The organism is Mammaliicoccus sp. FSL K6-3158 (assembly GCF_038005105.1).
GTDB lineage: Bacteria > Bacillota > Bacilli > Staphylococcales > Staphylococcaceae > Mammaliicoccus > Mammaliicoccus sciuri.
Genome location: NZ_JBBOSL010000001.1, coordinates 1508932 through 1523788, shown reverse-complemented (window position 1 = coordinate 1523788; position 14857 = coordinate 1508932). Strand labels below are relative to the sequence as shown.

The following is a 14857-nucleotide window of genomic DNA, read 5'->3' as shown; positions in this document are numbered from 1 at the left end:
TATATTGCTTTTTTTGTTGACAGAAAGTATGTTTGATTTTATATTATAATTAACAAAAACTAACAATTACAAACACAGGAGGATGTATATGAAAGTTTTTATTAATTGTATTCGTAAATCCAGCCCTTTAAAAGACAAGATTATTCAGGAACTATCTCATTCTAACATTGAATGGATTGATTTGTATGATGAAACACTTGAAGACGATGTGTTTGCTGTAACTGTAAATACTATAGAAGCAATTAAAAATAATGAAGATGCTAAGGCTTTAATCATCGATGATTATGGTATTGCACCTTTCATTATCGCGAACAAACATAAAAATGTAATTGCTGCTTCAGTTTCAGATGATCGTTCTGCTTGTATGACAGCACGTCACAACAATACAAAAATTATGATCCTTGCTTCTGATATTGTTGGCCCTACTCTAGCGGTTAATTGTGCTAAAGCATTTGGTGAATCATCTTATGATGCTGGCCGCCATCAAATCAGAATAGATATGTTAAATAGTTTGTGTTAAGGAGGAAGTTAAATGAAGATAGCTATTGGATGCGATCATATCGTTACGGATGAAAAAATCAAAGTATCAGATTTTATTAAAAGTATTGGTCATGAAGTGATAGATGTTGGAACTTATGATCATCAAAGAACACACTACCCTATTTATGGTGTAAATGTCGCAAAAGCTGTGACAGAAGGAAAAGCTGACTTAGGTGTTGTACTTTGTGGTACAGGTGTAGGTATTAGTGTTTCAGCAAATAAAGTACCTAATGCGAGAGTTGCGCTCGTACGTGACATTACAAGCGCTCGTTTAGCGAAAGAAAAATATAATTGCAATATTATCGGTGTCGGTGGAACGATTTCAGGCATTGATTTAATCAAAGATATCGTTGAGACCTTTATAAATGCAGAGTATATCCAAACAACGGAATCAGATCAATTAATAGAACGTATGAATCAATTATTAACAAACGACCAAGTTCAATATGATGCGAATCAGTTTAACAAATATATTGATAAATGGAATAAAGGAGAATATGTGGATGAGGTGAAACATTGAAATTATTAACAATTACATTAAATACTTCAGTGGATATCGCCTATCAGATAGACCATTTTGAATTGAACCGTACGAATCGCGTTAAAACTGTTATTAAAACGGCTGGTGGCAAAGGATTGAATGTTACGAGAGTGGCAAACATTTTAGGCATTGATCATTTAGCAACTGGCATTATCGGCGGTACTACTGGTGAATTTATTAAACGTGATTTAGATCAAGATCATATTAAACATGATTTTTATGAAACAAATATTGAATCGAGACAATGTATAGCGATTTTAAATGGAGCGCATCAAACAGAATTACTAGAACCGGGAGATTCAATTACGCAAGAAGATATTCAGTTATTGATTCAACATGTGACTGAACTCATTCAAGCGCATGACATGATTGCGATATCAGGTAGTGCTTTACCAGGCATGAACGTTGAAGCTTACCAGACGCTTATCGATATCGCTGTTAGTCATGGTAAGAAAGTATTGTTGGACGTTAATGGTCATACTTTAAAAGATTTATTAAATCATGAAGGTCAAAGCTTACCTTATTTAATTAAACCTAATATCGAAGAATTGGCTCAGCTTTTTAATGTGAAAGATCAAGATAATCATCAAGAGATTATAAACGCATTGAAATCCCCTCTTTTAAGCCAAATTTCATGTGTCATGATTTCACTTGGTTCTAATGGTGCACTATATAAATATCAGCATCAAATTTATAAAGTAAATATTCCTAAAATTAAAGCTGTTAATGCAGTTGGTTCTGGTGATAGTTCTATAGCAGGATTTAGTTATGGACTCATACATAAACAAGATGTTCACTATGCTGTTAAATCAGCAATGGCTGCTGGAATTGCTAATGCTTTAGAACAGAAAACTGGATTCTTAACGAAAGAGAATTTTGAGTATTATTTAGCAAAAATAAAAATTGAACAATTGGAGTGTTTTTAAATGGTTAAAAATTTATCAAAACTCACAAACGATTTAGGCCAAATTGCTGCACTTGCCATTGATCAACGCGGTGCATTAAAGAAAATGCTTGGTGAAAATGTAGAATCAGAAATGATAGAAGATTTTAAAGTACAAATATCTAAGACATTAACGGCATATTCTTCAAGTATATTATTAGATCCTGAGTATGGATTACCCGCTTCAAAAGAAAGACATCCTAATTGCGGTTTAATCTTAGCTTATGAAAAGACTGGCTATGATAAAGCGACACCTGGTCGATTACCTGATTTATTAAATACATGGTCTGCACATGCACTGAAAGAACAAGGTGCAGATGCCATTAAATTACTCGTTTATTTTGATATTGATGAATCACAAGAAATCAACGCACAAAAAGAAGCCTTTGTAGAAAGAGTCGGTGCTGAGTGTGTCGCATTGGATATTCCATTTTTCTTAGAAATCGTGTCATATGACGCAACAAATGATGATAATTTAAGCGAAGCATACGCAAAAGTTAAACCTCATAAAGTTATTGATGCAATGAAATTATTCTCAGAAGACCGTTTTAAAGTAGATGTATTAAAAGTGGAAGTGCCAATTAATATGAATTTTGTAGAAGGATTTGGAGATTATCCAGTATATACTAAAGCACAAGCTCAACAGTATTTTAAAGAACAATCAGACGCAACACATTTACCATTTATCTTTTTAAGTGCAGGCGTATCACCTACTTTATTCCAAGAAACGTTAAAATTTGCTTATGAATCAGAATCTAAATTTAACGGTGTGTTATGTGGAAGAGCAACATGGGCAGGCGCTACTCGAGTATATGTTAAAGATGGTGAACAAGGATGCAAAGCTTGGTTAAATAATGAAGGTATAACCAATATACAAAATTTAAATAAAATGATTGAACAATATGCAACAGCTATAAGTTAATTAAAAACCCCGCTTCTATTTAATCTAGAAGCGGGGTTTAATATAATTTTTTATTCTGTTTCTTTCTCTATTGACTCAGATAGTGCTTTATACCATAATGCACTTTTCTTGATATATCTTTTCTGTGTTTCAAAGTCTATATAGAATAATCCATATCGCTTATTATAACCATTAGACCAACTAAACATATCTTGCAATGACCAAACAAAATAACCTGCTACATTTACACCATCTTTAATCGCATCACTAATGCTTTCTATATGAGCAGCTATATAGTCTATACGTGGTTGATCATCGATGATGGTTTGTTCATCTATAAATTGATCTTTATACCCTAGTCCATTCTCAGTGATCAGAAGCTTTTTATAATTTGGATAGTCTTCTTTAATGCGCATAATCATATCATATAAACCTTTAGGATATATATACCAATCCCAGTCAGTCGTTGGAACGTCATGGTTTTTAACAATTTCAGCTATTTGTTTAAGTCTAAAAATCGAACTACCTTTATCCCCAGTACCATTATGATGTATTAAGCTATCCGCTTCATTTGATTTAACCCAATTACTTTGATAATAATTGATACCTAAGAAATCTTGTAATTGACTAGCTTCTTTAATGATTGTCATTTCCTCTTCCGTCAGATCTAATGAACCATCATATATATTGAGTAGATGATGAATGACCTCCATTTTCTCACTAGAATATTCTCCTAAAAATGTACCATCTAATAAAAGTCCATTTATAAATGTATCCTGTATTTTAGCAGCTTTTACATTTTCAGGTTGTTGATTAATTGGATATATTTGAGTTAAAGCATGTATAATACCGATTTCTCCGTTATAACCTTTCTCTTTATATAGTTTAACTACTTTACTATGCGCAACAATAAGATTATGTTGAGCTTGGAGACACTTGACGACTTGATATTGTTCACCAGGTGGAAACGCGCCTATTACATATTGACCTAAAGTATATGCGATAGGTTCATTAATTGTCATCCAATATTGAACATCCTCTTTAAATGTCTCAAAGCAAAATGCTGCATAGTTCACAAAATGCGTGATGTTTTCCTTACATAACCAATCCCCTTTTTTGAATAGTTCTTCAGGCGTATCAAAATGATGTAAAGTCACATATGGTTCGATATTATATTTACGACACGTCGCAAATACATTTTTATAATATTCTACCCCTTTTTGATTAACATCCCCATACCCTTTTGGAAATATGCGAGACCAAGCAATAGAAATTCTTAACGCTTTAATACCATGTTCTGAAGCTAATTTAATATCTTCTTCATATCGATTATAAAAATCACTTGCTGGATCTGGGCTAAATCGTCCTTGTCTCTCTAAAAATTCATCCCAAAGCACACGTCCCTTTCCATCTACTTTGCTTGACCCTTCGACTTGGTATGCTGCTGTTGCAGCGCCTAGTACAAAAGTTTTTGGTAATTCTAACATGCTTATACTCCTTTGTTTTATTTTTCTTCTGATAGTAGTTTGTATATCTTCTCTATTGCTGCTTCTCCATCCCTTGTAAGAACAATATATTCTTTACCTGTTGTTGTCATAAGAAGAGCATTATGTTGGTCAGTATATTTCTTCATTTCATTTTTCATTGAATTCATTTGAGGGGCTAATATAACAATGTTCATATCTTTAATTAAATCCATATCTTGACCATATGCCCTCGCAGTAGCATTTAAATGAATGTTTTGTTCTTTAGCAGCTTTATTTAACGAATTAGCGAGTATACCACTTGTACCACCACCAGCACATACGACTAATACATTGACGTGATCTTTAATGTCATATTGAACTATAGTATCAGTTGTTTCTAACTGACTATTTTCGTTTGACTCTGCATTTGATTGAGGCTGTACAATATTTTGACATTCAATCGTACCGCGTTCTTCACTCACTTTTATGCGATCGTACGCTTTAATAAATGGCATCCAAATCACAAAGTCGAGTATCATAATAACGGCAATTAATAATAATGATAATGGCGCGAAGTTAGATGCCATGTAAATACCTATAGGTCCTGGTGTCGGCCATGGTAAGAAATGCATGAAACCATTCATACCTAAATTCTCTACAAAGAATTTCAATACCCATGAGTTTAGAATTGGTGTAACAATAAAAGGTATCATGAATACTGGGTTTAAAATTATTGGTGCACCAAATAGTAAAGGTTCATTTACAGCAAATGTTGTAGGAATAAATGACGCTTTACCAACAGCTTTAAGTTCTTTAGACTTACACAAGAATATGAATATATATGGAACTAAGAATGTGGCACCTGTACCTCCAATAAGTGCTACAAAGTCTTGCGTACTTTGTGTTAATGCAATATGTGCATGTTGACCTTCTCTAAATAATCTTAAGTTTTCAACTTGGTTGTTATACATAATTGCAATAACAGCTGGACCTACTACAGATGGTCCATGTACACCAATAAACCAGAAGAAAGCAATAAATCCGAAGATAATCGCAAATCCTAAGTAACCATTCGCAGCAGTAAATAATGGTGACAGTATAATTGTCGCCAATTCTGCTAAGTTACCATTCGCAATTTGACGGATCGCGATATCAATAATCCAGAATAAACCGACAGAAGCGGCAAACGGGATCATATCTTTAAACGCTTGTGCGATATTACCGGGTACTTGAGGAGGCATCTTGATTGTGATATTTCTACCAATAAAGAATTTGTAAATATTTGGTATTACAAATGCTACAATAAATGACGCGATAAGTCCTTTAGTACCAAGCATGTCAATACTTATACCGTCTTTAACGGGGTTCATCGCTACAATTAGTAATGAAGATTCAGCAGCTACGAATGTTGAAATGACATTGATTTGGTTCGTTTTAGGTAATTTTAAGTTTTTATTGTCAGTTAATGATTTCGTAACGGTTCCTGCCATATAAAGTGCTAACATACCCATCGTGAATTGATACACTTTCATAATGGTTGTTTCGATATTTTTTGGCCAATGGAATCCCCAAACGTTCGGTACGTAAGCAACTAAAATAAATAATGATGAAAATAAAATAACTGGCATTAATGCAACGAAGCCATCTCTAATTGCCGTTAAGTATGGATTAGAAGCCACTTTCTCAAAAAATGGTTTCATCTTTTCAATAAATTTAATTATCTTATTCACAAGTATCACCCATTTTGTTTTAAAGTTTGAAGTTGTTCATAAATATCAATGATGTAATTTACAGAATCACGTAGTGCCATCGTTGTCATTAAGTGATCTTGACCGTGTACCATAATAAAACTTAAATCAGATGATTCACCACTTGCTTCTTGAGCTAAACATTGGGTTTGTTCTTTATGTGCTTCCGTTATATATGTATTTGCACTTTCAATATGACTACGTGCTTCTTCGAATAGTCCATTTTTAGCTTTTTCCATAGCCGCCATAACTTCTCTTCTTGCATCCCCAGCTATCGCAACAATGGTGAAACCTACCATCATATTTTCTTCTCTACTCATCTCTTGTTGTGCCTCCTTTTTGTGATGATAATATGCGTTCTATATGCAACTGAAAATAGAACAAGTGATGTTGATTAATAACAATATTGAACTTTCTTGATATGGCATGATATAAGTCTTTTGCGTACAAATAAGAATTTGGATAGTGTGTTTTTAAATGCTGTTGGAATGATATATCAACTTGTTGGGATAAGTCTTCAGAATAATCAAGAATGTGTTCTGTTAAATACTTTAAGTGCTGGATGAATCTATCATAATAATATTCATTGGACTTATTCCGAGTAATACCTATTTGATTTAAGCAATTGATTAAATCGTTCAGTTGAATATTTTTATTCTTATAAGCAGTTTGATTTTCGATACCTTCAGGTTGCTCAGCATTGATAAAATGTAATGCTAGATTATTTGCTTCATATGCTGGGAAAGAAATATTTAAATTTCGTTTAATAATCGTCAATGCGTATAAACTAGATTCAAATGCACGAGGATGAATGCTTTTAACATCAATAGAAAATGTCTGTATCTTTTGATTGTTTTGATGAATATTAACAGCGTGATGCAAATGGTGTGTTAACGTGACATAAATATAATCTTGAAACGTAAAATCAAATTTAAGTTGAACATCATTTATGATTTCACAACATGTCGTAATAATAGATACGGGGACATCATTAACTAAAGACTGTAAATGAAATCTCACTTCTTGATTATCGAGTCTAAATATTTTCTCGGGTGTTTGATGAGATAAGAAATCACCTTTCTTTTTTGAGAACACAATTCCTTTTCCCATCGCGATAACTTCTTCACCATTTTCAGTAATGGCAATAGCAACATTATTGTTAAGGACTTGTTTGATTATCATAGGCAGCAATACCTCCAATCATTTGAAATAAAAAATACCACAAGACTTAGAGGTGATTGATGCACCTCAAGAATTGTGGTTTTCGCCTAATTGAATAGTCACGATCCAAATATTTAATTGTTTATTAATGTTCGATATTGTTACATTTATAATTTACAACGCTTTTTAAATTATGTCAATATTGTAATTAAATGGAATATAAATGCATTAAAAAACCAAACCTACTTCATTTTGAAGTGTCGGTTTGGTTATATGATTAGTCTTCTTTTTTAACTTGAGCCCAACCTTTTTTGGTAATGGTAATTTTACCAGTCTCGATTGTGATCAGTTTTTGCTTGTATAATCTACCGATAGCACGTTTGAAACTTGCTTTACTCATATTAAAGACTTCTTTAATCGCTTCTGGGTTTGATTTATCCCAAAATGGTAATTCTCCGTCATATTCTACAAGTAAATCAAATATCACTTGGCCATCTTCATCAAGTCTTTCATGTGCCAATGGTAAGAATGAACCATTTAATTCACCGTTTTCTTTTACGCCGATGATTCTAACGTCCATTTCTTCACCTAGTCTTGGTTCATGTTTACGTTCTGATTCGTGTACAAAGATTTTATAACCATCTTCAGATAGGAGGAAAGTACCTACTCTTAATAAACGATATGGTCTTGCTGTTACATGTTGATGTAGTATAGATTCTTCAGCTGTTTTGTACATCGTATCAACGATTGTTTCAGTTGCTAATCTCGCAAACATTTGACTATTACTATCTATTCTAAGTGTACAGAATATCATGTCACCGTTTTGTGGCCATAGTTCTTTAACTTTAGGTAGATCTTCCCATGGAATGAGTACTTCTCTAGGTAATCCTACATCTACTGCAGCACCATCACGGTCTACTCTCAATACTTTTACCCAATCATAACGGTCTTTTGTAATAGTTGGCATGTTTTGTGTTGCAAATAATTCTCCAGATCGGCTTGGATATACAAAGAAACTATAATCTTCACCGATTTCTAATTGATCGTCATCTTCGACTTCTGAAGCATTCATTTTAATAGGTTCGCTATTTGGTCCAAGTAAATGATAAGTTGAACCTTCCAATCTATCCACTTTTAAAAAGTCTATGCGACCTACAAGCGTATCTTTTTCGTGTGCCATGTCATTCTCCATTCATATGTTTTTCGTTTATTCATTATAACATGCATTTTGCTTCGTGTAACGACTGTTCAAACTCTTGCCCATTTTTGTTTCATTTATGATATAATTCATCGGTAGAAGTATTAATGAAAAGGAGTCATTTAATGTTACAAGTTACGAATGTAAGTTTACGTTTCGGTGATCGTAAGCTTTTTGAAGATGTAAATATTAAGTTCACACCAGGTAACTGTTACGGACTTATCGGTGCTAATGGAGCTGGGAAATCAACGTTCTTAAAAGTATTATCAGGCGAATTAGATTCTCAATCAGGTCATGTTTCACTTGGTAAAGATGAACGTTTAGCAGTATTAAAACAGGATCACTTTGCGCATGAAGATGAAAAAGTGATTGATGTTGTATTAAAAGGTCATGAAAAATTATGGCAAGTTATGACTGAGAAAAATGAAATTTATATGAAACCAGATTTCTCAGATGAAGATGGTATGCGTGCAGCAGAACTTGAAGGTGAGTTTGCTGAAATGAACGGATGGAATGCAGAAGCGGATGCATCTGTATTACTTTCAGGTTTAGGTATTAAAGACGAATTACATGACAAAATGATGTCTGAATTAGAAAACAACCAAAAAGTAAAAGTACTTCTTGCTCAAAGTTTATTTGGTGAGCCAGATGTTCTATTACTCGATGAGCCTACAAACGGTTTAGATATTAAAGCGATTGCTTGGTTAGAAGATTTCTTAATTAACTTTGAGAATACAGTTATCGTCGTATCACATGATAGACATTTCTTAAACAATGTCTGTACACATATAGCTGACTTAGATTACGGCAAAATTAAACTATTTGTCGGAAACTATGACTTCTGGTATCAATCAAGTCAACTTGCTTCTCAAATGGCTCAAGACCAAAACAAGAAAAAAGAAGAACGCATTAAAGAATTACAAGACTTTATTGCTAGATTTAGTGCGAACGCTTCTAAATCTAAACAAGCAACAAGCCGTAAGAAAATGCTTGAAAAAATTGAACTCGATGACATTCAACCATCATCAAGACGTTATCCATTCGTTAATTTCACAATTGAACGAGAAATCGGTAACGACTTATTACAAGTTCAAGGTGTTTCAAAAACAATTGACGGTCAAAAAGTATTAAATAACGTTTCATTTACAATGAATCCAAATGATAAAGCTGTATTAATTGGAGAAAGTGAGATTGCTAAAACAACCCTACTTCGTATTTTAGCTGGTGAACTTGAACCAGATGAAGGAACAGTTAAATGGGGCGTTACAACAACACAATCATACTTACCAAAAGATAACTCAGATTATTTCGAAGGTATTGAAATGAACTTAGTTGACTGGTTAAGACAGTATGCACCACCAGAAGAACAAACAGAAACATTCTTAAGAGGATTCCTTGGACGTATGTTATTTAGTGGTGAAGAAGTTAAGAAAAAAGCAAGTGTCCTTTCAGGTGGAGAAAAAGTAAGATGTATGTTAAGTAAAATGATGTTATCAAACTCTAACGTATTATTACTAGATGAACCAACAAACCACTTAGACTTAGAAAGTATCACTGCAGTCAATGATGGCTTGAAGAATTTCAAAGGATCATTAATCTTTACTTCATATGACTTTGAATTTATCAATACAATCGCCAACCGCGTAATTGAAATCAAAGAAGACGGCGCAATTTCTAAAGAAATCAGTTATGAAGAATACTTGAGAGATCAAGGTGTTTATAACTAATTTTCATATAGAGAAGCTAGGACATTTTTATAAGTCCTAGCTTTTTTATATGGGGAAATGAGGTAATGTGGGGTGTTTTTGGCGTTCAATGTTGCAAGTGAGCGTCGACTAGCAATGTTCGAGTGTTCAATGTTGCTAGTGAGGGCCGACTAGCAATGTTCGAGTGTTCAATGTTGCAAGTGAGGGCCGACTTGCAATGTTCGAGTGTTCAATGTTGCAAGTGAGGGCCGACTTGCAATGTTCGAGTGTTCAATGTTGCAAGTGAGAGCTGACTTGCAATGTTCAGACCTCCTATTTATCAAGACTGATCAAACAAGATAAATACAATCCTACTTTTCTTATCAACATCCTCCAATCTTAAAAAATATATACACAGCCCCATTATCTTCTAAAATGAATATGAATGAATATTGATTTGTAGGGCTTATCGTCTAAATAGTAAGAACTTTTTGAAATTATCAGTTTTCTCTCTTTACATCAATATTCTTTGTATGTATAATGAATGCATACCAATTGAATATGTTTTTGATGAGGCGCATCAATCATTAGTAACTCCCCTACTGGACTGCAATCTTAAAGGAGTGAAAGGGTGCGATGCCGAAACATTGTATTTTTGCAGAAATATGGTGTTGGACATTTAGGTTAAGAGCTAGTTGTCTGTCATTATCTTAAGAATAATGGAGTGCATCACTTGTATATATAAATTAAAACAAGTTCGAATGCCGAACTTGTTTTTTTATTTATATTACAGCGTTCGTCTCCGATTTATAGGAGGAATTATTTTGAGTCAGAGTGTTTTAAAATTTGGCGGTACGTCCGTTGGTGATTTTGACAAAATTAAAAATATCGCACATATGTTGAAATCACGTGTTGATAATGGAGAACAATTAGTAGTGGTTGTAAGTGCTATGGGTAAGACGACAGATTCTTTACTTGAAAATATTAGTTCACTTACTTCGCAACCTAAAGATGAGCATTTAGCGATGCTTTTAACGACGGGAGAACAACAAACCATTTCATACTTATCAATGGTATTGAATGATATTGGTGTTCAAACGAAAGCAATGACAGGATATCAAGCAGGAATTAAAACGATTGGTCATCATTTGAAAAGTAAAATTGCAGAAATTGATGCACTACGTTTTGAAGAAGCTTTTGAAACAAATGACATTCTTGTCGTTGCAGGATTTCAAGGTGTGAATGATCATCTAGAAATTACGACTTTAGGACGCGGCGGTTCTGATACAACTGCAGTAGCCATTGCAGCAAGTATAGATACATCTTGTGAAATATATACAGATGTTGATGGTGTATATGGAACAGATCCTAGAATTTATAAAGAAGCAAAGTTACTCAATGAAGTTTCATATGAAGAAATGATGGAAATGAGTGCTTTAGGTGCTGGTGTATTAGAATCTAGAAGTGTCGAAATTGCAAAAAATTATAACATACCATTATATCTTGGTAGAACATTATCAAACGTGAAAGGAACATGGATTATGCCACAAACAGAGATATTAGAGAAAAAAGCAGTTACAGGAGTCGCACTTGATACACATATGATTCATGTTACTTTAACTTATCCGATGCAAAACTTTGCATTGTTACAGAAATTATTTGATTCATTAGAAGAACAATCAATGAATGTTGATATGATATCTCAAATTGAAAATCAACAAGGATTACAGCTTTCGTTTACGATTAAAGATTCAGACGTATATCAAATCGAACAAATCATTGAACAACTTACTGAGGAATACCCTCATTTACGTTATAAAATGAGAGATAACTACGCTAAACTTTCAGTAATAGGAACAGGTATGAGAGATATGTCAGGAATAGCTTCAAAAGCATTCCGCACTTTAATTAGTCATGACATTAACTTCTATCAAACAACAACTTCTGAGATTAGTATTTCTTATGTTGTTGATCGTGAATTAGGAGAAACTGCCGTTCGAATTTTAAGTGAAGCATTTAATATATAATGAATGATGGAGTGAACAAAATGACAAAATTAGCAGTTGTAGGCGCAACAGGTTTAGTAGGAGAAAAAGTATTAGAAGTATTAGATAGAAAAAAAGTACCATTTGATGAACTTGTATTATTTTCATCACCTAGATCAGCAGGCAAAAAAATCGAATTCCAAGGAAAAACTTATACGGTTGAAGCATTGACAGAAGAGAAAACTGATGGCAATTTCGATTACGTTATTATGAGTGCTGGAGGTGGTACAAGCGAGAAATTCGCCCCACTATTTGAACAACATGGTGCAATTGTAATCGATAATTCAAGTCAATGGCGTATGCATGAAGATATTGATTTAATCGTTCCGGAAGTGAATGTACCTAAATTAAATCGTAAAATTATTGCAAACCCTAACTGTTCAACAATTCAATCAGTTGTACCTTTAAAACCTTTATTAGATCAATTCGGATTAAAACGTGTTGCTTATACAACATATCAAGCTGTATCAGGATCCGGTTTAGCTGGTCGTGAAGATTTAGCTAATGGTGAAAAAGGAGAAGCACCAAAGAACTACCCTCACCCAATTTATAATAATGTGTTACCACATATAGATGTATTCTTAGAAGATGGTTATACAAAAGAAGAACAAAAAATGATCGATGAAACTAGAAAAATCTTAGATCAACCTTCTTTAAATGTAACAGCAACTTGTGTGCGTGTACCTGTTCAAGATAGCCACAGTGTGCATATCAACGTAACTTTAGATAAAGAAGCCGCTGTTGAAGATATTCGTAACTTATTTAATGAAGATGACCGTGTTGTCTTAGTAGATAACGTAGAAAATAATGAATATCCACTAGCGATTCATTCTACTGGTAAAGATGAAGTATTCGTTGGAAGAATTCGTAAAGATGATTCTTTAGACAATACATTCCACATCTGGTGTACTTCAGATAACTTATTAAAAGGTGCAAGTTTAAATGCCGTTCAAGTGCTAGAACAAGTATTAGAATTAAATAAAAAATAATGAGGAGTGTTCAGTATGTCACATATTTTTAACGGTGTGGGCGTTGCCCTTACAACACCATTTACAAATGAGGATGTAGACTACGAAGCCTTTGAAAATCATATAGAATTTTTAATAGATAATGGTGTTAAAAGTATTATTATTAACGGAACAACAGCAGAGAACCCTACCCTTACAACAGAAGAAAGAAATACGTTATTAGAATGTGGGATTAAAAAAGTCAATGGCCGTGTTCCAGTTATAGCAGGTACAGGTACAAACAATACGCAAGCTTCTATCGATGCTTCTATAAAAGCTAAAGAATTAGGTGCTGATGCGATTATGTTAATCACACCTTATTACAACAAGACGAGTCAGCGTGGATTAATCGCGCATTTCACAAAAATTGCGGATGAAGTTGCATTACCTGTTGTACTTTATAATGTCCCATCAAGAACAAATATGACGATAGATATTGAAACGGTGCTTAAACTAAGTGAAAATCCATACATCGTGGCTTTAAAAGATGCGACAGGAGATTTAGAATATGCAAAAACTTTAAAACAACAATTACCAAGTGACTTTGCATTATATAGTGGTAATGATGACAATATGTTGGATTACTATCAATTAGGCGGAGCGGGATTAATTTCAGTTGTAGCAAATGCTATACCACAAGAAACACAACAATTATATGATTATGTCGTTAATGATCAATTAGAACAAGCAAACACTTTAAATCGTGATATTACAGAATTACTTAATCACTTAAGTGTAGATGTTAATCCAGTGCCGATTAAGTTATTAACGTCTGAATTAGGTTTCGGTCGTTATGAAGTAAGGTTACCGCTTGTTACATTGGAAGAACAAGAAATAAAAGTTTTAAGTGAAGCATTTACTAAGTTTAAAGATGGTGTAAAACAATGAAGATATTATTAATCGGATATGGCGCAATGAATGAACGCGTCGCAAGATTAGCAGAAGAAAGAGACAACGAAATAGTTGGTGTTGTCGTGAAGGATTCAACTAAATCATATCCCTACCCTGCTTTTGAATCTATTTCAGAAGCGCCAGAAGCGGATGTGGCGATAGACTTTTCTAATCCTGAATTATTATTGCCATTATTAGAAGAAGACTTCACATTACCTTTAGTTATCGCAACGACTGGTGAAAAAGAACAAATCATAGAAAAGTTAAAAGAAAAATCTCAAAATATGCCTGTATTTTTCAGCGCAAATATGAGCTATGGCGTGCATATACTCAAAGAAATTATTCAATATGCAGTACCATTATTAGAAGACTTTGATATTGAAATGTTAGAAAAGCACCATAATAAGAAAGTCGATGCACCAAGTGGTACACTCGTTCAACTATATGATGCAATTAAAGAAAAAAGAGCACAATCTGTACCAGTTTATGATAGACATGAATCAACTACTAAACGTGAACCTGCAGAAATTGGCATTAGTTCACAACGTGGTGGTACAATTGTTGGAGAACATCAAGTATTATTTGCTGGCCATGACGAAACGATTGAAATCACACATCGTGCGCAGTCTAAAGATATCTTCGCTAATGGCGCAATTAATGTAGCAGATGTTCTAGTCAATAAAGAAAACGGATATTACACATATAATAATTTAAATGAGGAGAGAATTTAA

Annotated in this window: 14 protein-coding genes and 1 riboswitch; of the genes, 9 read left to right on the top strand and 5 right to left on the bottom strand. The window is 33.6% G+C overall.

The window, feature by feature from the left end; translation table 11 throughout:
- The first annotated feature begins 88 nt into the window (after positions 1-88).
- From MHH94_RS07625 to lacD, 4 genes are read left to right on the top strand one after another with little or no spacing between them, the layout of a single operon-like run.
- Entirely contained in the window at positions 89-520 is a 432-nt protein-coding gene (locus MHH94_RS07625) for an RpiB/LacA/LacB family sugar-phosphate isomerase (RefSeq protein ID WP_106417351.1), read from the top strand.
- A gap of 12 nt (positions 521-532) precedes the next feature.
- On the top strand, positions 533-1060 hold the full coding sequence (gene lacB / locus MHH94_RS07620; RefSeq protein WP_058591294.1) for a galactose-6-phosphate isomerase subunit LacB: 528 nt from the start codon (positions 533-535) through the stop codon (positions 1058-1060).
- The gene (locus MHH94_RS07615) at positions 1057-2007 is read left to right on the top strand and encodes a 1-phosphofructokinase family hexose kinase (protein ID WP_106417350.1); all 951 of its coding nucleotides are present in this window, start codon (positions 1057-1059) and stop codon (positions 2005-2007) included. The genes lacB and MHH94_RS07615 overlap by 4 nt, the downstream gene beginning before the upstream one ends.
- Positions 2008-2946: a tagatose-bisphosphate aldolase gene (gene lacD, locus MHH94_RS07610; protein ID WP_106417349.1), complete on the top strand. Its 939-nt coding sequence runs from the start codon at positions 2008-2010 to the stop codon at positions 2944-2946.
- Between the two features lie 50 nt (positions 2947-2996).
- Here lacD and lacG read toward each other — a convergent pair whose 3' ends face one another.
- The 5 genes from lacG to MHH94_RS07585 all read right to left on the bottom strand — a co-directional run bounded on the left by lacG (position 2997) and on the right by MHH94_RS07585 (position 8480).
- Positions 2997-4412, bottom strand: a complete 1416-nt coding sequence (gene lacG, locus MHH94_RS07605) for a 6-phospho-beta-galactosidase (RefSeq protein ID WP_208182972.1) — start codon at positions 4410-4412, stop codon at positions 2997-2999.
- Between the two features lie 17 nt (positions 4413-4429).
- Positions 4430-6121: a lactose/cellobiose PTS transporter subunit IIB gene (locus MHH94_RS07600; RefSeq protein ID WP_208182974.1), complete on the bottom strand. Its 1692-nt coding sequence runs from the start codon at positions 6119-6121 to the stop codon at positions 4430-4432.
- A gap of 5 nt (positions 6122-6126) precedes the next feature.
- The gene (locus MHH94_RS07595; protein WP_208182975.1) at positions 6127-6459 is read right to left on the bottom strand and encodes a PTS lactose/cellobiose transporter subunit IIA; all 333 of its coding nucleotides are present in this window, start codon (positions 6457-6459) and stop codon (positions 6127-6129) included.
- Positions 6452-7321, bottom strand: coding sequence for a CAT RNA binding domain-containing protein (locus MHH94_RS07590; protein WP_078355777.1), 870 nt, complete (start codon positions 7319-7321; stop codon positions 6452-6454). The genes MHH94_RS07595 and MHH94_RS07590 overlap by 8 nt, the downstream gene beginning before the upstream one ends.
- A 256-nt stretch (positions 7322-7577) precedes the next feature.
- Positions 7578-8480 (bottom strand): CvfB family protein, encoded by a 903-nt coding sequence (locus MHH94_RS07585; protein WP_048543042.1) that lies wholly within the window; start codon positions 8478-8480, stop codon positions 7578-7580.
- A gap of 143 nt (positions 8481-8623) precedes the next feature.
- Here MHH94_RS07585 and MHH94_RS07580 point away from each other — a divergent pair, with 143 nt between their 5' ends.
- The 5 genes from MHH94_RS07580 to dapB all read left to right on the top strand — a co-directional run bounded on the left by MHH94_RS07580 (position 8624) and on the right by dapB (position 14857).
- Positions 8624-10225: an ABC-F family ATP-binding cassette domain-containing protein gene (locus MHH94_RS07580; protein WP_058591288.1), complete on the top strand. Its 1602-nt coding sequence runs from the start codon at positions 8624-8626 to the stop codon at positions 10223-10225.
- 520 nt (positions 10226-10745) lie between these two features.
- Positions 10746-10921: riboswitch (Lysine riboswitch) on the top strand.
- A gap of 86 nt (positions 10922-11007) precedes the next feature.
- Positions 11008-12210 (top strand): aspartate kinase, encoded by a 1203-nt coding sequence (locus MHH94_RS07575; protein ID WP_107603269.1) that lies wholly within the window; start codon positions 11008-11010, stop codon positions 12208-12210.
- A 20-nt stretch (positions 12211-12230) separates the two neighbouring features.
- On the top strand, positions 12231-13217 hold the full coding sequence (locus tag MHH94_RS07570) for an aspartate-semialdehyde dehydrogenase (protein WP_106417344.1): 987 nt from the start codon (positions 12231-12233) through the stop codon (positions 13215-13217).
- 15 nt (positions 13218-13232) lie between these two features.
- Positions 13233-14123: a 4-hydroxy-tetrahydrodipicolinate synthase gene (gene dapA, locus MHH94_RS07565; protein WP_107603270.1), complete on the top strand. Its 891-nt coding sequence runs from the start codon at positions 13233-13235 to the stop codon at positions 14121-14123.
- A complete protein-coding gene (dapB, locus tag MHH94_RS07560; protein WP_037588027.1) occupies positions 14120-14857 on the top strand; it encodes a 4-hydroxy-tetrahydrodipicolinate reductase in 738 nt (245 codons plus the stop codon). The genes dapA and dapB overlap by 4 nt, the downstream gene beginning before the upstream one ends.

Excerpts from the sequence above, each read along its gene's own strand:
- MHH94_RS07625 (WP_106417351.1), top strand. The coding sequence starts at position 89 with ATGAAAGTTTTTATTAATTGTATTCGTAAATCCAGCCCTTTAAAAGAC.
- lacB (WP_058591294.1), top strand. The coding sequence starts at position 533 with ATGAAGATAGCTATTGGATGCGATCATATCGTTACGGATGAAAAAATC.
- lacD (WP_106417349.1), top strand. The coding sequence starts at position 2,008 with ATGGTTAAAAATTTATCAAAACTCACAAACGATTTAGGCCAAATTGCT.
- lacG (WP_208182972.1), bottom strand. The coding sequence starts at position 4,412 with ATGTTAGAATTACCAAAAACTTTTGTACTAGGCGCTGCAACAGCAGCA.
- MHH94_RS07595 (WP_208182975.1), bottom strand. The coding sequence starts at position 6,459 with ATGAGTAGAGAAGAAAATATGATGGTAGGTTTCACCATTGTTGCGATA.
- MHH94_RS07590 (WP_078355777.1), bottom strand. The coding sequence starts at position 7,321 with ATGATAATCAAACAAGTCCTTAACAATAATGTTGCTATTGCCATTACT.
- MHH94_RS07585 (WP_048543042.1), bottom strand. The coding sequence starts at position 8,480 with ATGGCACACGAAAAAGATACGCTTGTAGGTCGCATAGACTTTTTAAAA.
- MHH94_RS07580 (WP_058591288.1), top strand. The coding sequence starts at position 8,624 with ATGTTACAAGTTACGAATGTAAGTTTACGTTTCGGTGATCGTAAGCTT.
- MHH94_RS07570 (WP_106417344.1), top strand. The coding sequence starts at position 12,231 with ATGACAAAATTAGCAGTTGTAGGCGCAACAGGTTTAGTAGGAGAAAAA.
- dapA (WP_107603270.1), top strand. The coding sequence starts at position 13,233 with ATGTCACATATTTTTAACGGTGTGGGCGTTGCCCTTACAACACCATTT.
- dapB (WP_037588027.1), top strand. The coding sequence starts at position 14,120 with ATGAAGATATTATTAATCGGATATGGCGCAATGAATGAACGCGTCGCA.